The 22,671-nt window shown below is 41.8% G+C and carries 22 protein-coding genes, 3 pseudogenes and 1 riboswitch; of the genes and pseudogenes, 2 read left to right on the forward strand and 23 right to left on the reverse strand.

Features of this window, described 5'->3' with window-relative positions; genetic code table 11:
- Positions 1-5: 5 nt before the first annotated feature.
- The 17 genes and pseudogenes from BN3261_RS08740 to BN3261_RS08800 form a co-directional block, all read right to left on the reverse strand.
- On the reverse strand, positions 6-635 hold the full coding sequence (locus tag BN3261_RS08740; protein WP_059086029.1) for a TetR/AcrR family transcriptional regulator: 630 nt from the start codon (positions 633-635) through the stop codon (positions 6-8).
- A gap of 354 nt (positions 636-989) precedes the next feature.
- On the reverse strand, positions 990-1,691 hold the full coding sequence (locus tag BN3261_RS08745; protein WP_059086030.1) for a hypothetical protein: 702 nt from the start codon (positions 1,689-1,691) through the stop codon (positions 990-992).
- A 2-nt stretch (positions 1,692-1,693) separates the two neighbouring features.
- Complete coding sequence (locus BN3261_RS17920; protein WP_235812362.1) at positions 1,694-1,996, reverse strand: hypothetical protein; 303 nt, start codon at positions 1,994-1,996, stop codon at positions 1,694-1,696.
- Between the two features lie 101 nt (positions 1,997-2,097).
- Complete coding sequence (locus BN3261_RS17925; RefSeq protein WP_235812363.1) at positions 2,098-2,478, reverse strand: hypothetical protein; 381 nt, start codon at positions 2,476-2,478, stop codon at positions 2,098-2,100.
- A 22-nt stretch (positions 2,479-2,500) separates the two neighbouring features.
- Positions 2,501-3,436, reverse strand: a complete 936-nt coding sequence (locus BN3261_RS08755; protein ID WP_059086031.1) for an acyl-CoA thioester hydrolase/BAAT C-terminal domain-containing protein — start codon at positions 3,434-3,436, stop codon at positions 2,501-2,503.
- Positions 3,437-3,449: 13 nt separating this feature from the next.
- Complete coding sequence (locus BN3261_RS08760; protein ID WP_059086032.1) at positions 3,450-4,256, reverse strand: class I SAM-dependent methyltransferase; 807 nt, start codon at positions 4,254-4,256, stop codon at positions 3,450-3,452.
- Positions 4,256-5,035 (reverse strand): alpha/beta fold hydrolase, encoded by a 780-nt coding sequence (locus BN3261_RS08765; protein WP_059086033.1) that lies wholly within the window; start codon positions 5,033-5,035, stop codon positions 4,256-4,258. The genes BN3261_RS08760 and BN3261_RS08765 overlap by 1 nt, the downstream gene beginning before the upstream one ends.
- A gap of 65 nt (positions 5,036-5,100) precedes the next feature.
- A pseudogene (locus tag BN3261_RS17275) lies at positions 5,101-5,268 on the reverse strand (ketopantoate reductase family protein); the annotation flags it as partial.
- Between the two features lie 349 nt (positions 5,269-5,617).
- Positions 5,618-5,740 (reverse strand): annotated as a pseudogene (locus tag BN3261_RS18400) (ORF6N domain-containing protein); the annotation flags it as partial.
- Positions 5,722-5,826, reverse strand: a pseudogene (locus tag BN3261_RS18405) (TnpV protein); the annotation flags it as partial. The pseudogenes BN3261_RS18400 and BN3261_RS18405, both read right to left, overlap by 19 nt.
- An 85-nt stretch (positions 5,827-5,911) precedes the next feature.
- Complete coding sequence (locus BN3261_RS08770; RefSeq protein ID WP_059086034.1) at positions 5,912-6,499, reverse strand: cytidylate kinase-like family protein; 588 nt, start codon at positions 6,497-6,499, stop codon at positions 5,912-5,914.
- A 13-nt stretch (positions 6,500-6,512) separates the two neighbouring features.
- Complete coding sequence (locus tag BN3261_RS08775; RefSeq protein WP_059086035.1) at positions 6,513-7,880, reverse strand: MATE family efflux transporter; 1,368 nt, start codon at positions 7,878-7,880, stop codon at positions 6,513-6,515.
- A 210-nt stretch (positions 7,881-8,090) separates the two neighbouring features.
- Positions 8,091-9,404 carry a sedoheptulokinase gene (locus tag BN3261_RS08780; RefSeq protein ID WP_059086036.1) on the reverse strand — a complete coding sequence of 438 codons (1,314 nt, stop codon included), beginning with the start codon at positions 9,402-9,404 and terminating at the stop codon, positions 8,091-8,093.
- A 63-nt stretch (positions 9,405-9,467) separates the two neighbouring features.
- Complete coding sequence (locus BN3261_RS08785; RefSeq protein WP_059086037.1) at positions 9,468-10,220, reverse strand: response regulator; 753 nt, start codon at positions 10,218-10,220, stop codon at positions 9,468-9,470.
- On the reverse strand, positions 10,213-11,796 hold the full coding sequence (locus BN3261_RS08790) for an ATP-binding protein (protein WP_059086038.1): 1,584 nt from the start codon (positions 11,794-11,796) through the stop codon (positions 10,213-10,215). The genes BN3261_RS08785 and BN3261_RS08790 overlap by 8 nt, the downstream gene beginning before the upstream one ends.
- A gap of 85 nt (positions 11,797-11,881) precedes the next feature.
- Positions 11,882-12,529, reverse strand: a complete 648-nt coding sequence (locus BN3261_RS08795) for a potassium channel family protein (RefSeq protein ID WP_015527248.1) — start codon at positions 12,527-12,529, stop codon at positions 11,882-11,884.
- Positions 12,530-12,548: 19 nt separating this feature from the next.
- On the reverse strand, positions 12,549-13,886 hold the full coding sequence (locus BN3261_RS08800; protein ID WP_059086039.1) for a TrkH family potassium uptake protein: 1,338 nt from the start codon (positions 13,884-13,886) through the stop codon (positions 12,549-12,551).
- Between the two features lie 306 nt (positions 13,887-14,192).
- Here BN3261_RS08800 and bioB point away from each other — a divergent pair, with 306 nt between their 5' ends.
- A complete protein-coding gene (bioB, locus tag BN3261_RS08805) occupies positions 14,193-15,164 on the forward strand; it encodes a biotin synthase BioB (protein ID WP_059086040.1) in 972 nt (323 codons plus the stop codon).
- Positions 15,165-15,265: 101 nt separating this feature from the next.
- Positions 15,266-15,811, forward strand: a complete 546-nt coding sequence (locus BN3261_RS08810) for a biotin transporter BioY (protein WP_015527251.1) — start codon at positions 15,266-15,268, stop codon at positions 15,809-15,811.
- 81 nt (positions 15,812-15,892) lie between these two features.
- On the opposite strand, the gene BN3261_RS08815 is transcribed toward BN3261_RS08810, so the two are convergent.
- The 6 genes from BN3261_RS08815 to BN3261_RS08840 form a co-directional block, all read right to left on the reverse strand.
- Positions 15,893-16,780, reverse strand: a complete 888-nt coding sequence (locus BN3261_RS08815; RefSeq protein ID WP_021977018.1) for a putative ABC transporter permease — start codon at positions 16,778-16,780, stop codon at positions 15,893-15,895.
- A 124-nt stretch (positions 16,781-16,904) separates the two neighbouring features.
- Positions 16,905-18,257: an MATE family efflux transporter gene (locus tag BN3261_RS08820; RefSeq protein WP_059086041.1), complete on the reverse strand. Its 1,353-nt coding sequence runs from the start codon at positions 18,255-18,257 to the stop codon at positions 16,905-16,907.
- Positions 18,247-18,699, reverse strand: a complete 453-nt coding sequence (locus BN3261_RS08825; protein ID WP_059086042.1) for a MarR family winged helix-turn-helix transcriptional regulator — start codon at positions 18,697-18,699, stop codon at positions 18,247-18,249. The genes BN3261_RS08820 and BN3261_RS08825 overlap by 11 nt, the downstream gene beginning before the upstream one ends.
- Positions 18,700-19,286: 587 nt before the next feature.
- A complete protein-coding gene (locus BN3261_RS08830; RefSeq protein ID WP_059086043.1) occupies positions 19,287-19,595 on the reverse strand; it encodes an MGMT family protein in 309 nt (102 codons plus the stop codon).
- 107 nt (positions 19,596-19,702) lie between these two features.
- A complete protein-coding gene (locus BN3261_RS08835) occupies positions 19,703-20,236 on the reverse strand; it encodes a methylated-DNA--[protein]-cysteine S-methyltransferase (RefSeq protein WP_059086044.1) in 534 nt (177 codons plus the stop codon).
- 548 nt (positions 20,237-20,784) lie between these two features.
- Entirely contained in the window at positions 20,785-22,470 is a 1,686-nt protein-coding gene (locus BN3261_RS08840) for a formate--tetrahydrofolate ligase (RefSeq protein WP_059086045.1), read from the reverse strand.
- Between the two features lie 73 nt (positions 22,471-22,543).
- Positions 22,544-22,625, reverse strand: a riboswitch (ZMP/ZTP riboswitch).
- Positions 22,626-22,671 lie beyond the last annotated feature (46 nt).

Genomic DNA, 22,671 nt, shown 5'->3' on the forward strand with positions numbered 1-22,671 from the left:
ATCAGTTATACCGGAAACTCAATATTCCACAATCGTTCCCAGCCACCTGTATTGAATTCTTTCAGCTGATGCACATTTTTCTTTGCAGTCTCTCTATCTATATCATGCTCAATGATCTGAAATACTGATGAAAAAAATCCCGTATAGATCATATGCATAAGGCTTTCCTCTACAATCGGTATTTTCACACCGTTCTCTTTCATCTTTTCCATATAATTCAGGCTGGACTTCATTTCCCGCTCTACCATATTGTGTATGAATAGTTCAAATTTTCCACTGTCTCCGCATTTCAACAATAATCTGAAATTATCATAATGATCATAGATATAATCAACCATCTGTTCCATCCCATCACTGGATGTATCCGACATATTCCTTGTCTGATCACTGGCAGAAAGCTTTTCAAACTCCTCAACGATCTGGTCATAAATCTGATAAATATGTTCCATATAAGGATCCGTCAGTGCATCAAAAAGTGCCTCTTTCATCGGATAATATTTGTAAAATGCGCCAGTAGTAAGCCCTGCATCTTTTACAATATTTCTTAAAGATGCTCCTGTCAAACCATCTTTCAGAAAATGTTTTCTGGCTGTATCTAATATGTTTTTCTGTGTATCTTCTGCTTTCGTCGACATTCTTTTCGTATCCTCTAAACTTCTTCCCAAAATATAGCAGTGCTATATAACACTGTTATATTTTAACTCATTACAGGAATTTGTCAAGTCTTGGTGTTTCAATTTTTTATTTTTCTCGTGTATTCAGTTTCCACTCCGCAGATGCTTTCTGCAGTTTTACAAGTCTGTTCTATTCAGACAGATTTTCTTTGCAGAAAAGTTCTATACAGTTCTCAACCATTGTCTGATCATAGTCTGTTGAAATACCTGAGCCAATCCAGTATGCATAGTCTCCTTCATCATATTTTCCAAGTACCTCCAAATCACTGCCGTAGCGCAATTCAATATGATAGGTTGTATCATTTGTATCTGGTGCTATGCAGAAACATGCTCAGAATTATTTTTCTTTAAATCAAATCCAGTTAATACTAATAATAGTTCCAGAATTTTCACACGAATATAACCATATCTGATTTCTTCAGGAATTTTATACAATTCCAAAAAGATATGTTCTATTGACTGATTTGCCCGTATAATAGTAAAACTATGTGTTTTTGAAATGTTACTAATCTTTTCCAGATTTACAGACAATAATTGCAGTATCCTTTTCATTTCGTCTGTAATCATGGAAAAATCAAGCGTAATGGTAATTCCATGATAACGCGATGTTGGAAACTCTGACACATGCCCAGTTTTTTTCAAAGAACAAAATGACAAGTCTCCTGCCGCTATATAACCATATTCATTTTGTTCAAACACGCATTCGCAACGGCCTTCCATGCAATAGTTTATTTCCATCACACTGGAAGCCGGCTTTTGCTCCTTGTTGCAATACTCCATATGTATATCATTATAAACCAGATCAATTCCTGGAAACACATGATACAATGTAATCATTCCTGTACCGCTCTCATTTTCCAAATGAAAACATTCACAGAATTCCGTATCCTGTACCTTTTTGCAAGCTGATGTACCATATAACTCAATACTGGCAAAAGAATCTGATGATTTTAATTCTATATTCTTATCGGGTTTGGACTTCAATATATTTTCAGCAAGCTCATAAGCATTTTTCATAACTATTTTCCTCTGTACCACATCGCAAATGCCAATTCCGGTAATCGGTCAGTCTCAATAATTGTTTCGAGCATTCTGGCAAATCCCTCCGGATTTTGAATTTGATACTGCATATGGTTGAATCCCTCAAAAACCGGAAAGTTACTGTATATATAAGTCTGCATCACTGCATTTCTGTATTTAAAATGTTCTTCTATACTTCCAAATTCCCAGAATGTATGTTTCTGCAATTCTTCTGACAATTCTGAAAATGGCTTATCTTCCAAACTGTCTGTCAGCTGTCTTCTCAGATTTCCATACGTCAAGTTCTTTCCTGCCTCTATAAAATAAGGTTTAATTTTATCATCGTCACACCACATGATTCTCTTTAGTGTCTTTCCTTTTGACCAATATAAACTTTTCATTGCTATATATAAGAACGGAACCATGATTCTGCGTGTTGCCTTTCCAATCTGTGCAAACTGCCTGCCATCAAAAAAACATGCTTTACCGGTATTTTTATCTCTGTCAGGAATGCCATGGCGAGATCTGCTCCAATCGAAGATGCAACTATAAGTTCTATTTCTTTGATTCCATGGTTCCCCAAAAATCGTACAATCTGTTGTATCTCATCTCTTTTGCTTTGATACCTCTGTCCGGAGCAATACACAGTCGATGTTGGCATAATGCAATAATATTTTTCTGCCATTTTCTCTGCAACCGGCATACTGCTTTCCCCAGTTACTCCCATTGCATGGAAAAACAGAATGACTGAATTTGATTTATTTCCTGTTGTTTTAAATACCACACTTCCACCTTCTGTCTATTTTTTATCTATCTACTCTCTTCCATTTTGCAACAGCATTTCTTACCCGCCAGTCAATATCCAGACGTGCTCTGCGACATTCTTTCGGATGTTTTCTTGCTGCCTGAAATGCCAGTTTCACAAAGAGTCCGGATCCAACCGGGAGCATTGTCTTTAGCATGCTCTCCGGAAAAACGAAATGGGTTCCATGCTCATAAATGACATAATCCAATCTGCATGTGTGTGAATGTTCTTTCATACGCTGCTTCATACGGCGGATATATTTTGCAGTATCCCACAACACATCATCTTCCGCACCAATCAGCAATAACGTTCCATGGATTTTTTCAATCTTGATCATCTCGTCTTCTGTGATTGGGTGAGCCTTTTCCGAGTCATCAAACAGTTTTCTTGAATTAATCATATCACCGGTCCGTTTTGTTTCTTTCTCAATCACATGCCAGTAATCCGGATGTTTGTAGCAAAATGGCATATACGGAAGGGGTTCTCCTTTGTAAGAAAAAAGAGATTCTCCTTCAATCGGCCATTCCTTACAGCCATCTTTTTTGCCCTGCATAAACCCCTGCCAGATAAAATCACTCGGTGTCAGACCTATCGTTAATGTAATATCCTCAAAATAAGAAGCGGCAGTCAATGCCAGTGTTCCTGTAGTAGATGCCCCGACAATTCCTATCTTCTGATCACCATGTGCTTTTAACCAATTGATTGCTTTCTCTATACGTTCCAATGGATAATTATGATGTCCATAATCTTTTTTTCCAGGTGACATTGTCATCACATTCACACCGAGTTTATGTAGCCATTTCACGGATGTACGCGCCAGATAATCCTCTGGATCATCCCCGATCATGGCAATCATTGCACAGTCTGATCCTGTTTTGCATTTCCAGTATGCACCATAAAATCCATCTGTTTCCACATCAAAATGTCTTTTCTTCATTTGTATCATCTCTTTAATATCGGCCACGTTTCTCCAAAACTATTATTTTGTTTGAGATATTCCGAACGATTTGAATCTTTCCTATCACATGATAAATCGGCATAAGCTTTTTCATTCCTTCAACCAGACTGACTTCCTGTTGAACAGAAAATCCCGGCACAATTCTTTGCAGTTCTGTTCCGTTCTTAACTCCCCATGTGAATTTTGCATTGCTTCCCTCTATGGATTTTTCTTTCACATGGTTTACAACAAAAGGTGACATGGTTTCGACCATTACGGTTACTTCCTGAAATGATTTTTCAATAATAAAAAACATCTTTCTGATATCTTTTTCACACAAATACATTGTAAGCCCTTCGATTATTACCAGAACATTCTCACAGTGATAATCTATATCATCTACATAGGAATCATCCATTGCAGACTTTGCAATCTGATATATCGAACCTGTTTCTGGAAGAAATTGCCGCCTTATCTTCATAGTCTCCGGCAAATCTATATTGTACCAATGCAGATATTTCCCTTTCATTCGATAACATCTGGTATCCAGTCCACATGCAATATTTATAACAATTGTATTTGTATTTTTCTCCAAATATTGCTCAACCATCCGGTCTAATACAATTGTTCTTGCAATCACGCCATAGTTCATGGCTTTATCTTTATCCGCTTTAGAAAAGTCATAATCAAGATTTTTCACAAGTTCTTCTGCAATTTCGTCGTTTATTTTAGCATTTTTCTTTCTTGTTTCTTTTGCTCTTGCATACAGAGTCTGTACCATCGTTTCCGGCACACCTGTCACATTCACTTTTTCTTTCATTATCTGTCGCCTTCCACTGCCTTTCTTACTTCTTCCACCCACTCTGCACTATGACAGCAAAACAGTTCTTCATGCTGCATGTTATGTCTCCGAATATCCGGATTTTTAAAATAAGTACAATATCTCTTTTCATATTTTCTGCCCATCTTTGTTGCGTAAAACACGTGTATCGTAGTTCCCGGCACATCAATTCCATGCTGGACTTTCGTAACCAGATCAGAATAAAACTGATTATAAACACTCTGTTTCGTAATCCATGGATTTCCTCCCTGCTCAATGCCGAACATATTTAAAAATCCATCAATCATTTCTTTCTTTGATTTATCTGCTTCATTTATTTTCTTTTGCATAAATTTAGGCAATTTACCAGTATGCACCATTTTATACATAATCGGCACAACTACAGATGACTGAATTTTCGCCATAAACTGACCAGCTTCATCCATATCACTGCTCCCAATGATGCCATGATCTATATGAATTCTTTTTCGCTGAATCAAAAGGGATACAAAACTTCCTCCAAGGGAACACCCATACGCTGCTTTAATTCTTCCATCATACTTTTTCTTGATTTCCTGCTCACTCTTTTCGCATTCATCTTCCATTGAATAAAATTCTGTTTTCTCATTTGGATCAAATCCATCATAAGAAACTGTTACCGTGTAAAAATAAAAATGTAATCTATCCAGTATATGATCAAAGCTACTATACAGGCAACAGGTACCAGGAAATAAAAATATCACTGGTTTACTACTGTCTCCACTTTCATAAAATTTCATATCTGGCCTCCTTTAGTTTTTTCATATAAGCATAAAATTACTTATGCAGCTCCCTCATTTCATCTGGTGCTTGCCCGCCTTATGTTCTGGTTTTTCTTATAAAGCAGTCCATTTTTCTTTAAAAACTCAAGTCTTTTACCTCTGGCATAAATACTCGTATCATAACCAGTTTCTGCAAATAAGACCGCATACAAGGATCCAATCACACCTGCACCATAAATCAATATTCTCATAGAAATCCGTCCTCTTTTTCATTTTCAAAAAAACTGCCAGTGTTCATGTTAGTAATGTCTAACTCTCATTTTCTAAAAAACCGTGTGAAAACAAAACTGTAATTCCACACGGTTTCTTTTCTTATGCATTCAGTATATCACTTTTACCTGGTTAATCAACCAAATTTTGTCTTCATAATATTTAAAATTTCATGTTCATGCGCATTATATTCACTGCACTTGGAATGCAATTTATACCCTCATCTGGTCATTAAAATAATAATTTACATGCTCCCCCACTTCCTTTCCAGACAGAAAAAGACGCAAGCCATATTCTTATGACTCACGCCTTTCTGCATAACTTACTTTTCTATTCTTCTGTTTCTAATTCCACTCTCTTTAAAATATCTCTTACAATACCTGCATCTTCAATCAGATTAATTCCAAAACATTTTTTACCTGCGTCCTTCAAAGACGCACCAACATGATATGCTTGCCAAGTTGCTCCATCTGCTCACCGGATTTATAGGTGAGATTCAGGATCAGATATCCATTTACATTCGTGTACGTTATATAAATAGGACATTCGCAATCCGCTTTCGCTACTTACTCATGAATGCTCTTATCACATTTTCTTTAATCCACTTTCACCATGAGGATTTCATTATTTACTACATTCCATGACAAGCTTCTCACATCTGCCATATCCAAGCTGTGAACTATTCAGACACAACGTATAATTACTGGCCTTTCCCCATTTCTGATCGGTATAAAAATTATAATTCGTCATACGCCTTTTATCTGTATCTGCCATCATTTTGACAGCTTCCTTCTCTCCTACATTATATAAACCCATAATACGCTGTGTTTTTTCCGGCATATCCCCATGGATAAATACATTCAGTACATCATCCCTATCTTTCAGAATATAATCTGCATTTCTTCCGATAATCACACAAGATTCCTTATCAGCCAGTTCTAAAATAACCTTTCTCTGTGCCTCATACACCATGTCTTCTACTGATTTTCCTGTGATATCACGTCCGGCAAATGCATATGCAAACAAGCCTTTTTTCGGAGACAGTTCCGCACTTTCCTGAATATATTCCGGAGATAAACCAGACTTTTCTGCGATCTCATTGATAATGTTTTTATCATAATAAGCGAGTCCCAATTTTTTCGCTAATTCTTCTCCGATAAAGCGTCCGCCGCTTCCAAATTCTCTACTGATCGTAATGATTCTTTTTGCCATTTCCAGTTCCTCCTTAATTCAAAACATCTACTTTATTTTTTCTGATTCTCTTTAAAAATACATATCCTACAAAACAGGAAACTATTTCCGTAATCGGAAATGCCCACCAGATCAGTGAAACTCCCATCTGTGCATTTCTGACAAGCATAGAAAAGATTCCAGCCAGCGGCAAGATAATAGTAAGCTGTCTCAAAAGCGAAATAACCAGCGATTCCACACCACCATCCAGTGCCTGATAAATGCCCTGATAAGCAACATTGATTCCTGCGAACAGGAAACTTATAGAAATCACTCTCATTGCTCCGATAAAATATTCTCTCGACTGTCCCGCATTAAACAGCGTTGCAAATGCCCCAGGGAAAATCTCTGTGATTGCAATTCCCAGAATCATTAACACAATTGTATAGATCAGACCATATTTGATTCCATCCTGAATTCTCTTCTTACTTCTCATTCCATAAGCAAATGCAATGATTGGGGTGATTGCATCTCGCAGACCAAAAGCAAGAAACAAAACAAACTGCTGTACCTTATAGAACAGACCATAGGCCGTCTGTGCTGACGGATCGAACTTCAGGATCAGGTTCATTACATAAACCATAATGGACATCAGCGCCTGAGCAATGATTGCCGGAAGTCCGATTGCATAGATCTCCTTGATAATTTCGCCATCTGGCTTCATATATTTCGCCCCATGCTCGAATTCCTTATTTAATTTGATGTGAAAAATGAACAGTAATACTGCTGACGCTACCTGTCCAATTACAGTTGCGTAGGCTGCGCCTTTCACTCCCATTTCCGGACAAGGACCAATACCGTAGATCATGATCGGATCAAGGATGATATTTACAACCGCTCCAACCACCTGACCAATCGTGGAATAAAGAGAACGGCCTGTTGCCTGAAGTAACTTTTCAAATAGAGAAAAGAAAATAATACCAAAAGAAATTACGCAGCATATCCTCAGATAGCTGATTCCCATCTCACGTACTTCTGTATCTACTGTCTGCGATGAAATATATGCTTTCACCCCAAAGATACCAAACAATAAGCAGACCACATAAATGATCACTCCCAGAAACAGACTGTTTCCTGCTACCTTTGCAGCTTTTTTACTGTCGCCCTGTCCAAGTGTCCTTGCAAGAAGTGCATTGGTTCCTACACCGGTTCCAATCCCCACTGCCACCATAAGCATCTGCACCGGAAATACCAGTGTCAAAGCATTTAGTGCTGTCTCACTGCCTGCTTTCATATTTCCCACAAATGCACTGTCTACAATGTTATAGACTGCCTGCAATGCCATAGATAGGATCATCGGGATTCCCATTTGGACCATCAGCTTATTTACCGGCATCTCCTTCATCTTGTTGCTTTCCGCCATTTTGTTCTAACTCCTTTCTTTTTAGCACAAAAAAAGTGCGCACCTTGTCATATAAGCTGGACTTACGCTGACACGCTACACACTTTTTCATGGCGATATTCATTTTTTCAAAATGAAAACGAGTAGCCGGTAAACTGGATTTACGCTTACTTGCTACTCGTTTCTTGTAATTATATTGCCTCTTTTTCAAAAAGTCAAACAAAATTTTTCTTACATTGCCGCAACCAACTTTCCCGCAGTAAGTGCAGCTCCATATGCAGCCTCTTCTTCATATTCAGGAAGCTCCATCGGCATTTTGAACATTTCTTCTGCCAGTCTTCTCATCAGCGGGTTTCGGCGAATTCCGTTTCCGGAGCCAGTCAGGCGTGTGGCCTTTTTTCCGGTGAGCTGACACATCTGCTCATACTGCTCATGCAGTTCGTTAAGGATCCCACAGATCACACCGACCGTCAGTGCACCAGGATGAAAATTCTCTACACCGATTCCTGCGATCATGCCCGTGTGAGACGGATCACTTCTTGTCCCTGAAAAAGCTGTATCTACTTTCCATGCAGCTTCTTTTCCGTATGTTTCAATAAATTTTTCTGCCTGCTCCTGCATCCGGGAATACAGTCTTTCTTCAGTTTCTGCAGTTTCTCTGTAAAACTGTTCCAGCATCGCATACGCACGACCACCACACAGGGAAGCTCCCACGAGGATATAGCTGTTTTCGGTACAGGGGCGAAGCTCCACACTGCCGCTGCATTCTATAAACTTCTCTGTCACTAAGGAAACCTGGCTGCCGGTTCCCACATTCAGGAGTACGGTATCTTTAAGATCCCGGACGGAACCAAACAGACTCGCCTGATTGTCACCGATTGATCCCATTACCGGCACACCGGCTCTTGTTTCTCCGATAAAAAAATGTCCCTTTCTTACTTCCGGCAGATAAGAAGTATCTACGCCGGCCTGCTCCAGGGCTTCATACAGAAACTCCTGTTTTCGCAGGTCAAAGCAGCCCCAGCTTGCCGCCATGTCAAGTCCGATAACAGGGACAGTATTTTCACACAGCCGCATAGCAATATAATCACTGATCGTCGTCATCCTTACAGCATCCTTCGGGATCTGATCTTTCTTCTGAAGATAAAAATGTGTCACTACACCATATCCGGACGCCGCCGCACCTACTCCCTGCAAAAGCTCTGCACAGGTTTTTCCGTTTTCCAGCGGAATCTCTCCGCTTCCATCCTGCCAGGTATAGAGAGGACTCACTGCCTTGCCGGAAGCATCCACATACAGCATTCCATGCATCTGCCCTGTAAACCCTATTCCATCTGGCAAACCATTCTCCTTCTGCTGCTTTATAAGAAGCTCCCGGACGATCTCATAGATCCGTTCCGGATCCTGCAGCTTCTGTTCCGGCTTACTGCTCTGCAGAAAAGAATTATGCTCCACTGTTTCCTTTGCAAGCAGCTTTCCCATTTCTGTATCTGTCATTACGACACTGACTGTTGTTGTGCCGATATCAATCCCCATGATCTTCATCGTCTGTTTCCGTCCTTTTCTGTGATCTTTACTATAGAAAAAAACTGTCATCATATGAGATGATTATATTATCGTTTGAGGATTAATGCTATCTTTTTTGGTTTCCTGCTCAGGTTTCTCGATTCTGAGCATGCGATATCCAATTCCTATGTGCGTCTGGATATATTGTACACCGTTTTTTTCAGGCTCCAGTTTTTTCCGCAGTGTTGCCATAAAAACCCTGAGAGAAGCAACATCGTTTTCCGAGCAGCGTCCCCAGATCTGCTGAGTAATATATGTATGTGTCAATACTTTTCCAACATTACGGGATAAAAGGCAGAGCAGCTTATACTCAATGGGCGTCAGATGCAGTTCTCTGTCCTTCAGGAATGTGCAGCCAGCCGTGTAATCTATCTTTAATCCACCATTTTCAAAAACAGATGTTTCCGGCTGTTTTCCTGACTGCGTTATGGCAAGCCGTCTTTGGCTGACACGGATACGCGCAAGTAATTCTTCTACTGAAAATGGTTTTGTGATATAATCATCTGCACCCGCATCCAGTGCCTCTATTTTATCCATATCTTCACTTCTGGCACTGATCACGATGATAGGCATATTCGACCAGGTACGGATTTTCTTTATTACCTCTACTCCTTCCATATCAGGAAGGCCCAGATCCAGAAGAACGATATCCGGATTGTGTGATGAAGCCTCCAAAATGGCTGAAGCTCCATTTTCTGCAGCCAGATATTTATAGTCATGTGTTTTTAATGTGGTAACGATCAGGTTCCGTATGGGTCTGTCATCCTCAACCACCAGAATTAATGTCTTATTCATTTAATGTCACCTCGCTTAATGGTAAAGTAAAAGTAAAATTACATCCATGCGGAGCATGATCTGAAAGAACCAGTGTTCCATCGTGAGCTTCTATGATAGAGCGGCAAAGTGCCAGGCCAAGCCCCAGACTCCGTTGGCTGTCTGCAACGGTTGTTTTCCCTGTATAAAACATCTCAAAAATATGTGGCTTCATTTCATCCGGGATCCCGGGGCCGTTATCTTCCACGCTTACCTGTGCTTTCCCGGCTTTTTTGAACCCCCGAATGCTGATGACAGAGCCTGACGGCGTATATTTTATCGCATTATCGATCAAATTTACCAGAACCTGTATAATAAGATGCACGTCCATACGTGTAAGAACAAGTTCTTCACAGTCCGCCACGATCTTATACGCATCATGCTTCCGGCCGATATGTCGGAGTGACTCTGCTATTACCTCATCCAAAAGCTGATCCGTAAATTTAAACTTCAATCTTCCATCATTGAGCCTGGTAATGGAAAGCAGATTTTCCACAACTCCGATCAGCCACTCTGAATCCTCATGAATGTCCGTGTAGATCTGATACCTTGTAGCTTCATCCAGACGATCACTGTTACTGAGAAGCATATCTGCATTTCCGGAAATAGAACAAAGCGGAGTACGCAGGTCATGGGAGATTGCCCGAAGAAGATCGCCACGCAGCTGCTCATTTTTTGCTAAAACCGCATTTTTTTCTTTTTCTATGGCATTTTGTACATTCTCCATTGCAAGTGCACATTCATTTATTACAGACAGCAGGATGCTGTATTCATAAGAGTCCAGTGTTTCTTTCTGCAGAGGGATCCCGATTACGCCATAAACATTATTCCCGCTTCGAATTGCCAGATATAAGCATTTTGCCTGTGAGAAATACTGTGTGGATGCGCCGGCACGCTGTCTGTTTTCATAAGTCCATCTGGCTGCCTGTTGTTCTTCCTGTGTCAGAAAATCCTCTGTGCTCTCTTTTTCCCCGGAAAAAAGCTTTCCTTCTGATAAAGTTCCATTTTCCACAACATATGCCGTGATGCTGCGGTTTAACAGGCGTATCAGCTGTGTACAGGTAACTCCGAGGATTTCTGTCTCACTTTTTGCCTTTTGCAGCAGACGATCCGTATCAAACAGAACCTGTGTGCGAAAGGCAATCTGTGAAGACAGCTTTGCATGCATTTTCAGCTTTGCCGCAAGGGTTCCTGTAAGTACAGACGAAATAAGCATTATGAAAAATGTCACCGGATATCCCACCGCGTATGTCTCAAAAGACATCCTTGGCTCCATCAGGAAAAAGCAAAATAAGAATACACTTAAAAAGGAGCCGGCTACACTGCAAAGATAACCATCTGTCACGATCGAAGTGATCAATACGCCCAAAATGTATATCGTTACAATATTTGTATCTGTAAGATCCAGTTTCTGAAACAGCAGGCCGATCAAAGTGCATACTGCAAATATAAAAACCGTCAGCAAGTAATCTTTTGCAGACGGTTTTTCCACATACCATGCAAATGGCCGTTTCGGATAGGTTCTGTTTTTTACTGTATCCTTCATTTTCAAGCTCATTCTGTCATTCTCCTTCTACTGCTGTTTTCTGGAATTATATCACGCAGCTGTTCTGTGGTCAAAATTTTTTCTTCATGGCAATGAGCTATATGCGGAAGCACTTCTGAAGAGCTCTGTATTCTCCTAATACCAGTAATTTATCATTTTCTGCAAAATATGTTTCCGGTGAAATTGCAATACTGAATTCCTCTTCATTTTTTACTGCCAGAATATTAATATTGTAGCGTTTTCTGATGTCAAGTCCACCCACTGTTTTTCCAACCCATTCTTCCGGCACTTCCACTTCAAAAATTGCATGGGAAGCATCCACCTCCATATAATCCAGTATATGATCATCTGTATAACGGAAGGAGGCCCATTTTGCCACCTGCTTTTCCGGATAAACTACCTTATCGGCACCATTGCGTAAAAGAAATTTTTCCTGAACATCACGTTCAGCTCTGGATATCACCAATTTTGCACCCAGTTCTTTTAGAAGGGATGTTGTTTCAAGAGAATTTTGAAAGCTCTCTCCAATGGTCACAAAACAAATGTCATAGTTTCCAATTCCAAGGGACTGTAAAAATTCAGCATTGGTGCTGTCACCAATCTGAGCATTCGTCACAAATGACAGTACTTTGTCCACTCTTTCTTCCTTCCAGTCAACTGCCATAACTTCATGTCCCAGCTGATTGAGCTGCATGGCAATATGTCTTCCAAACCTTCCAAGTCCAATAAGCAATACATTTTTCATAATATTATTTTTCTCCTTCTTATCCAACTGTGATTTTTTCCAGAGGGAGCTTTGCATTTCCCTTATTTCTTCCGGAAAATACCGCATAGATCAGGGTCAGACCACCTACACGTCCCAGATACATCAGTATGATCAGCACGACTTGTGAAAAAACATGAAGTTCCGGTGTGATTCCCAGAGTCAGACCTACCGTACCAACAGCTGAAGCAGCTTCGTACAGACAATCTAAAAGCGGAAGGCCTTCGTACACACTGATCGCTATTCCGCCGCCAAAGAACAAGGCAAAATATAACATGGCTATTGTCGCTGCATTTTTTATCACATGATATTCAAGTCTTCGCCCAAAAGCTCCTGCATTTTCCTGACTTCGAAATGTCGCAATTGCATTTAAAATAAGTACTGAAAAAGTTGTTGTTTTCATTCCACCTGCTGTAGATCCCGGTGAACCACCAATTAGCATTAACAATATCATAACTGCTTTTGATGCCTCACTCATCTCTGAAATGTTTATAGTATTAAATCCGGCAGTTCTTGTCGTTACCGATTGAAACGTTGCTGCTAACAGGCGTTTTCCCATGGGTAATTTTGTCAGATCACAGATATAGAAAAAGACTGCCGGAAATAAGATCAGACATGCGGTAGTCATGAGAATGATCTTGCTTTGCATGCGGTAGCGTTTAAAGTTCAGTTTATTTGTATAAATATCATCCCATGTGAGAAAACCGATTCCTCCTGTAATGATCAACAGCATAATTACCAGATTTATAAGTATATTTCCTGAATACCCGGTCAGCGATGGAAACATACTGGAATCTGTCCCCAGAATATCAAAGCCGGCATTACAAAAAGCAGAGATTGAATGAAAAACTGACATCCAGATTCCCTTTTTTCCATAATCTCCCATAAAAACCGGCAGCAGCAACACCGTCCCTGCAGCTTCGATCAAAAATGTTCCCCTCAAAATAAACCTTGTCAGTCTGACGATTCCTCCAACTTTAGGTGCTGAAATTGCATCCTGCATGGTGCTTCTTTGCATGAGGGATATTTTCTTTCCGGAAAGAAGGGAAACAGACGCAGCCACAGTCACTACTCCAAGCCCACCTGTTTGTATGAGTGCAAGAATGATCGTCTGGCCTGCCAGGGACCAGTAGCTTCCAGTGTCCTTTACCACAAGACCTGTAACACATACCGCCGAAGTGGCTGTAAAAAGTGCCTCATGAAATGGTGTGATCACTTTCTCCGCAGAAGAAAATGGAAGCATCAGCAGAACGGTTCCCAAAAGGATCACTCCTGCAAACCCCATGATAATCAGCTGAAAAGATGTCATATGTTTTTTCTTATATGATTTTTCCGGCATAAATGATCAGAACTCCTTATCAATACTTTTAACAGTGCTATCCTCGTAATGCATTTTATTATATATAACTACTTTCAAAGATAGTATAAAAGTCTCTGCTTTCGTATTAAGATTTTATAAAGATATGATATTGAATTGAGAATTATTTTAACTGAATCAAGGAAATTACCTGCTTTGATAAGTCTAAGCAATACCTTAATACTACAGTTTTTAATTGTAAACTCATTTTATTTTTATAGTTGACAATAGATATTTCTATGTGATAAAGTGATACCCGTACAAAAAAATCAAAAGGAAGGTATTGACATGAACACTGCAGCATGCGAAAAAGAAGCTCCATCGCTTTCCAGAGATGAAGCCATTGCAATTTTAGATACTCCGGACGAAGAACTTGAGGCACTGATCGACCGTGCCAGCAGTTTACGTTACAAATATAAGGGAAACCGGGTAAGCATCCACATCCTTACCAATGCCCGCAGCGGTAACTGTTCCCAGGATTGTGCCTACTGTGCCCAGTCATGTCGTTCCACTGCCGATATTGATAAATACAAATGGGTAGATGAAGACAAATTATATCAGGACAATGATTTCGTAAATGATTATCATTTATCCAGACATTGTATCGGACTGAGTGGTATGAAATTTACAGATAAAGAGATCGAGGAGCTGGCCCGCAGGATCCGCAAAATGAAAGAACACGGAACTCATCTCTGCTGCTCCATAGGCTTTCTCACAGAGCACCAGGCAAAAATGCTCAAAGAGGCTGGTCTTGACCGGATCAACCATAACCTGAACAGCAGCCGTTCCTTTTATCATAATATCTGCAGTACACATACCTTTGACCAGCGTGTCCGGAATATCCATATGCTTCAGGGACTTGGTTTCGAGATCTGCAGCGGCGGTATCATTGGCATGGGTGAAAGTAAGGAAGACGTTGTTGACATGCTTCTGGAATTACGTGAGATCCAGCCGGAAGCACTGCCGATCAACTTTCTTCTTCCGATCAAGGGAACTCCTCTCGGAAATGCAGATATTTCCCAGCTGACAACCGAATACTGTATGAAGGTCCTCTGCCTGGCAAGACTTCTTGTACCTAAAGCAGATATCCGATGTGCTGCCGGAAGAGAAGTTTATTTTAAAGGCGAAGAAAAAAAACTACTCAGTGTTGTAGACTCTATTTTTGCTTCCGGTTATCTTACAGAAGGTGGTCAGGGAATCGAAGACACTCTGAAAACCATTACGGATGCAGGATTCACCTATGAGATTGAATCTGCGTAAGCATCCTTATGGACATATGACCTATCATACACACTTACAGCATTTCATTACTTACCCGAACCAGTAAATATATTACCTTTTTCAAAGGAGGCTCTTTCAATATGAACCAGACAAATACTGTCTCTGCACCACGTACAAAAACCTACGAGATCACCATGACCGCTCTTATGGCAGCTGTCACTTGTATTCTTGCGCCGCTGTCCATTCCGATCGGTCCGGTTCCGATCTCATTTACCAATCTTGCCATTTATCTGTCCCTGTATCTTCTCGGATGGAAAAAAGGAACCATCAGCTATCTGATCTATCTTCTGCTTGGACTTGTAGGTCTTCCGGTATTTTCCGGATTTACCGGCGGCCCTGCAAAGCTGGCCGGTCCTACAGGCGGATACATCATCGGCTTTATCGTTATGGCTGTTATTGCCGGACTGGTAATTGACAACTGCCATAAGCCTCTGATCCAGCTCGTTGGTATGATCGCAGGAACAATTGTATGCTATCTTTTCGGAACTGTATGGTTCTGCATCGTTGCAGATTCCACTTTCAAAGCAGCTCTTGGAATCTGTGTAATTCCGTTTATCCCGGCAGATCTCATAAAAATGATCATCGCCATGATCATCGGACCAATGATAAAGAAACGAATCCGATAAGCTGAAACTCTGATACTCCCAAAAAAGGCAGCAGGAAATGTTGGAAATTTCCTGCTGCCTCTTTATCGCGTTTCATTTTTCTTATCTGAGTTTTTTCTTCAGTTCCTGGATCAGTTCAAAATAATCTCTGTGCTTCATCTCCGGGAAAGCCTTAATGATTCTTCCCTGGCCGAATACCGTATGGTTTGTGATAGAGCTTGACAGCTCATCAAACTGTGCCTGAAGCTCCGCTTTCTTCATTCGAAGCATTTCGGCAGATTTTTCTCTCTGAGCCACAGTCGCATCTCTGAGCTCTGCCTTAGCAAGAGCAACCTGAACCTTTCCTTCTCCCACCTTCTGTGCTGTATCAATGGTAGTTGTTGCCAGAGTATCACTGAGCTTATCACTCACGATCCGCAGATCCGCACGTACCTTATCTAGTCGGGTAAGCTTCTTATTCAGTCCGCGGATCACCGCCACTGTTACAATAAGATCAGCCAGATACACCGCATACAGAATTGCCATAACAACCCATTCCAGTGTGGAAGGTGTATGAGAAGCCTGACGCTCCACATACTTCTGAAAAACCTTTACGACCATCACAATGGCAAGTCCCCATATCAGGGAAAACTCAAGACAGATATAGCCGTGAAAATTCAGCGGCTTATTAGAATAATCCCACCATCTTGCATGGAAGCATACATCCAGAAGCCATCCGGCAACCAGCTCTACCGCAGTTGCAAGAACGATTCCAAACAGAAAGATCATTCCCTCACTCATCTGATGTCCGCCGCTCTGAAGCGTATTAAGCAATGCAAACACGGAAAGTACACCAAATCCGTACACCGGGCATACCGGACCGTTGAGAAATCCCCGGTTTATAACCTTTCCTAAGGTTACTGCATGGAAGATAACTTCAACGACCCATCCTCCAAAAGAATAAAACAAAAAATACAGACATATCTGAAAATACGTCATCCCGCAAATCATCCTGTACTCCTCCTTTACAGCTGTCAAGATTCCGGCAGCTATTTCAGGGGTCAGTACCATCACCTCTGCCGGGGTGATTCTGATTATATCATATCACCCATCTCATTTACATCCCTTTATCCGGTCATTCTTCCGAAACAATTTCTTTTTTCACACGGGTGAAGTACAGAAAGAATCCGATGTTCAGAATGATTCCCACTGTGGTAGATACCGGTGCTGCAAGACCGATCTTTGTCAGGCTGGCATCCGGCTGGATACTCATAAAGTACGCCATTGGAAGTCGTACCAGAAGCGTCTGGATCAGGCCCTGGACCATAACCCATATGGTCTGGTTGTTTCCGTTGAAATAGCCTATCATACTGAACAGAACAGCCGTTACCAGTGTCTCCGGAGCAAACCCCTTCAGATAATCAAAGCCCTTTTGGATAACGCCGGCATCTGTTGAAAAGAATCCTGCCAGCACATCACCCTTCAGCAGGATCAGGATAAATACCAGGCATCCCACAAACAGGCCAACTCCAATTCCTGTAAGCATGGATTTTCTCGCACGTTTCGGCTTTCCTGCTCCTACGTTCTGTGAAACAAAGGAGGCCATGGACTGCATCAGGGAGCTTGGAACCAGCATGGCAAAGTTTACGATCTTACATGCAACTCCGTAACCGGAGGATGCTTCCAGACCCAGGCGATTGACAAATGCGCACAAGGCCAGGAATGAAATCTGTGTCAGGAATTCCTGAAGTGCCAACGGCAGTCCGATCTTAAGAAAACGTCTGCACTGAGGATTCAGCCGGAAATCTTTTTTTGTAATGGTAAACGGAAGCTTCTTCTTTATCAGCAGAACTACTGCAAATACAACACTTAAGGCCTGAGCAGAAACCGTAGCAATAGCTGCTCCTGCTGCATCCATATGTAAGCCGGCTACCAGTACCAGGTCTCCGATCACATTTACAATACATGCCACCAGCACAAACAGTAGCGGAGATTTGCTGTCACCAAGACCACGGAAAATAGCAGACAGCAGGTTATACGCAACAATAAAGAAAATTCCGCTGCCACAGATCCGTACATAAGATGCAGTCAGCGCTACCGCTTCTTCCGGTGCCTGCATCAGCATGGAGATCGGATGTGCAAAGCCTACCATAACAATAAACAGCACGATAGAGATCATGGTAAAGACGATCGCAGCCCCACCGATAACGGAGCCGATCTGCTCCGGTCTTTTTTCTCCAAGATAACGTGCGATCAGAACTGTGATACCCATAGCAAACTGGATCACTACAAAGGTAACCAGATTCAGTACCTGACTTCCGGTGGAAACCGCTGACAGTCCGGATGTGGAACCGAATCTTCCAACTACAAGAAGATCGACCGCACCATAGGCAGCCTGCAGGATCAGCGCACCGAGTACCGGCATCATAAATGCAACCAGCTTCTTCAGGATATTTCCCTGGGTAAAATCTGCCTTATCATTTGTCATAATGTTCCCTCCTGTCACACATGATCTGATAAAATTTCCCGATGGTCCGGATCATATTGTCTGCTTCTTCTTCGGAAATCTCTGAAAGATAGGGCGCCAGACTGCTGAAATAATCCTGATCATACTTCCTGGAAAGCCTCTCTCCTTTTTCTGTTATGGAAATGTAAGTAACGCGCCCGTCATCCGGAGACATGAGCTTCTGAAGATATCCCTTTGTCTCCATTTCTTTCACTGTTCTGGTGACACCGGGACGGGGCAGGTTCATGGCATCACTGATATCAGAGAGCCGGATATCCTTTTTTTCTCTCTGCAGAGAATGGATCACATCCAGATACTGTATGTAGGATGGCATCACCCCCTGGGGCAGTGGCGGAAGCATATCCCGGATCCGCTTTGCCTGATAAAACGCATCAAACATCCGCTTGATCTTTTCATTTGTCATAAAAAAACTCCTCATATAATTATCTTAGTTAATTACCATCGATAATTATACGAGGAATTTATGGTTTGTCAAGCATGTTTTATTTTTCTGTTACAGAGTAGCATTCTATTACAGAGTAGCATTCTATTACAGAGTAGCATTCTATTACAGAGTAACTTTCTATTAATCTATGCTTCTAATGCCTCTTTCAGAGAAGCTTCAAAGATCTCAATTCCTTTCTCCATCTGCTCATCGGTCATAGTAAGCGGTGCAAGGTTCAGATATCTGGCCTGTGCCATCACGCTCTCGGCTTAAATGTTCTGCATCCAGAATAGAGGAAGACAACTGCTCTGCGGCGTTTCTGTCCTTTTCCTCCAGCACGAGTTTCTGGCTGTCGTTGGTGACACTGGGATTTGTCAGAACTACGAATTCTCCTCCATGGATATAGTTATTCAATCCTGTATTCACTTTTGACACACTGCAGGCAGTCTGCAAAATAGCCCCATCGTACAGACTACTCCAGACCGTTTTCCCCTGCTTTCAGCTTCAGAACTTCTGTAAGCTCCGGGATCTGCATCATATTTCTACTTTCTATAATTCATAAAACACTACTCCTCCCACTGATACTGCTTCATATCTACACATCCATTTGCCTTAAACTCCACACCCTCGTCTTCCAGAAGCATCTTCTGCTCTCTCCAGCCTGGTGCAGTACGCCCTGCATGGTTCACAACTCTGTGGCAGGGATACTTCCCGTAAAATTCTGCCATACCTAAGACTTTTCCTACAAGACGTGAATTTTTATCCTGCCCGATCAGACGTGCGATCTGTCCGTAGGAGGCCACTTTTCCCTCAGGTATCTCTTCCACCACGGACAGTATCTCGTAGATTAAATCTTCATCCAGTATTTTTCCCATAATTATTCCTCCGAAATCCTGCTGGCAATTTTCATAGCATGCTTTCATAAATAAAATATCTGTCTTTTCGTGGACGCCTGCACCAGACCGTCCTCTCAGCCTGAGTTTTACAGTGCAGTTCCTTTCTTTGGAATAAACAAACGGCTCATATCTGTATGTTCCAGCTTGAGAAGTGAAATTTTTTTGTCAATTCCTCCGGCATAGCCCGTCAAGCTTCCATTTGTTCCTACGACTCGATGGCAGGGAATGATAATGGAAATTTCATTATGTCCAACCGCACCGCCTACTGCCTGGGCGGACATATGGGAAGTGTTTTTCATCACTGCAATTCTGCGCGCAATTTCTCCATATGTAATCGTCTGTCCATAGGGAATCTCCAGTAAAATCTGCCACACTGCCTTTCTGAATGTTGAACCGTTCGGATGAAGTGGTGGAGTAAAGTTCGGTTCTTCACCGGAGAAATATACATCCAGCCATTTTTTTGCTTCTGTGAGAATTTTCGTTTCCTGTGGAACATAATCTTCCGGAAGTGTATTTGCAAAATATTTCTGTCCTTCAAACCACAAACCGGTAAGTCCGATTTCATCTGCAGCAAGTAAAATATCTCCGATTAGCGATTTATATTTGCATGTGTATACCATATTTTCCCCCCCACATTCATTTATCTCTACAATATTTTCTATAGCATTCCTCTTAATTAACACAAATGTCACATGCGCGTCCCCTCTGCGATTTCCTCGACATTGTGAGTTTTATCCCAACAAGCAGCAGGAGATTGCTGATATTCTTGACAATTTATAATATTATACCATTTTTGTTTTGAACATGCTATAATGCTGTTGCTGCCGAACCTCCAACTGAAAGGATGTAAAGTCCTATGACAAGTTCTATAATTACTTTCTTTGTTTCTGTTATGGCAACTGTGGCTAGGCTGGACAGAAACGACAGGCAGTAACAGCCTAAAGGATTAAACCACCTTACATAAACGGAACAAAAAACCCCCGGAAGTCTCGACCACTTCCGGGGGTTTTCGTATCAAATTCGTATCACGGGATCGTCAAACCCAGTGTTTTTCCTGCTTTTAAAAGTTTTTCAATACTCTCTCCACAACAATATAAAAAGCGGCAGAGCCTCTATTTTTGCAGGCTCTACCGCTTTCTATCTGAATTCCCCTCAAAAAATCTTTATATTAGAACAGTCCTGTGATCTTACCGCTCTCGTCTACGTCGATCTTGGTTGCTGCCGGTACTTTCGGAAGTCCTGGCATGGTCATGATCTCACCTGTCAGTGCAACAATAAATCCTGCACCTGCGGAAATCTTAAGATTTCTTACTGTTACCTCGAAATCTGTCGGAGCACCAAGCTTTGTCTGGTCGTCTGTTAAGCTGTACTGGGTCTTAGCCACACAGATCGGGCAGTTGCCAAATCCAAGTGCCTCCAGCTGTTTCGCCTGCTTCTGGGCATTTGCTGTAAGAACCACTTTCTTTCCACCATAAACCTTCTGTACGATCTGGTTCAGCTTGTCCTCGATGGAGCCTTCCAGCTCATAAGCATATGTGAAGTCATTCGGCTCTTCAACAAGACGGATTACTTCCTCAGCGAGCTTGATTCCGCCTTCGCCACCTTTTGCCCATACCTCTGAAAGTGCTACGTTTACGCCAAGCTCCTTGCATTTTGCTTCCACAAAATCAAGCTCTGCCTTGGTATCGGTCGGGAATGCGTTAATAGCTACCACACATGGGAGCTTATATACATTTTTGATATTGCTTACATGCTTCAGAAGGTTCGGGATACCTTTTTCAAGAGCCTCGAGGTTCTCATTGTTAAGATCCGCTTTTGCAACACCGCCATTATATTTCAGAGCACGTACGGTTGCTACGATAACAACGGCACTTGGTGTAAGACCTGCCATACGGCACTTGATATCCAGGAATTTCTCTGCTCCAAGGTCAGCACCGAATCCAGCCTCTGTGATGGCATAATCAGCAAGCTTCATAGCCATCTTTGTAGCTGTTACGGAGTTACATCCGTGAGCGATGTTTGCGAATGGTCCGCCGTGAACGATCGCCGGAACATGCTCCAGTGTCTGAACAAGGTTCGGTTTCAGAGCATCCTTCAGAAGTGCTGTCATAGCACCCTCTGCGTGGAGGTCTCCTGCTGTTACCGGTTTCTGCTCAGCAACCTTACCGTAAGTATATCCGATGATGATTCTGGAAAGTCTCTCTTTCAGATCTTTGATATCACTTGCCAGACAGAGAACTGCCATGATCTCAGATGCTACGGTAATGTCATATCCGTCCTCACGCGGCATACCGTTTGTTCTACCGCCAAGTCCGTCTACTACATTACGAAGCTGACGGTCGTTCATATCCACGCAGCGTCTCCAGGTGATCTTTCTCGGGTCGATGTTCAGCTCATTTCCCTGGAAGATATGGTTGTCGATCATTGCTGCAAGAAGGTTGTTTGCCGCACCGATTGCATGGAAATCACCGGTAAAATGAAGGTTGATATCCTCCATCGGAACTACCTGTGCATAGCCGCCGCCTGCCGCACCACCTTTGACACCGAATACCGGTCCCAGGGATGGCTCACGAAGAGCTACCATAACGTTCTTTCCGAGTTTCTGCATTCCATCTGCAAGGCCTACGGTTGTCGTCGTTTTTCCCTCACCTGCCGGTGTCGGGTTGATAGCTGTCACAAGAATCAGTTTGCCGTCTTTTTTGTCTGTTTCTTTCAGGAGATTATAGTCGATCTTTGCTTTGTATTTACCATACTGCTCCAGATATTTGTCATCAATACCTGCTTTCTCTGCAATCTTGGTAATTGGCTCCATTGTGCACTCCTGTGCAATCTCGATGTCACTTTTAAATCCCATAATGTTCTCCTTTCTCCGCTGCAACCGTCTGCATCTTTTATCCCATAAAAAAGAGCAGTATCTGAAGTTTTTCAAATACTGCCCAGACGGTCGACTCATCGAATCTCCGGCTCCCTCGTGGTTATCCCACAACTCCGTCAGTCACCGAAGACTTTATTAATTTGATGATTGAATACTAACATATTTATTAGTACTTGTCAA

This window comes from Blautia massiliensis (ex Durand et al. 2017), assembly GCF_001487165.1.
In the GTDB taxonomy this organism is placed as follows: Bacteria; Bacillota; Clostridia; order Lachnospirales; family Lachnospiraceae; genus Blautia_A; species Blautia_A fusiformis.